The organism is Streptomyces sp. WM6386 (assembly GCF_000972385.1).
Lineage (GTDB): Bacteria > Actinomycetota > Actinomycetes > Streptomycetales > Streptomycetaceae > Streptomyces.
Genome location: NZ_JXTE01000580.1, coordinates 1 through 390 on the forward strand (window position 1 = coordinate 1; position 390 = coordinate 390).

Annotated in this window: 1 pseudogene; it reads left to right on the top strand. The window is 72.3% G+C overall.

The features are described 5' to 3' along the window. Window positions 1-310: pseudogene (locus tag TN53_RS42785) on the top strand (transposase); the annotation flags it as partial. Window positions 311-390: the final 80 nt, after the last annotated feature.

Consider the following 390-nt stretch of genomic DNA (forward strand, 5'->3'; position numbering starts at 1 on the left):
TGGGGCACCGCTGGTGGAGACCGTCCGCCGGATCGGCCTCGACTCCGCGCTGTCGGCGGCTCTGGAGCCGTGGCGCAGGCCGGGGGCGGTGCGCACTCCCGTGAAGGTCCTGCTCGACCTGGCCCTGGCGGTAGCGTTGGACCGGGACTGTCTGTCCGACATAGGCATGCTGCGGGCGGAGCCCGCCGTCTCCGGCCTGGTGGCCTCAGATCCGACTGTCTCCCGGCTGGTAGATGCGCGTGCCGCAGCTCGACCCCCTGCCCTGGCCGCTTTCCGGCAGGCTCGGGCCGACGTCCGCGAGCGGGTCTGGGGATCACGCCCGCAGACATCAACAGGTCACCCCTGACGGCCCAACGAATTCGCCGAAGGACTGCGGGGCAGCTGCCCCGC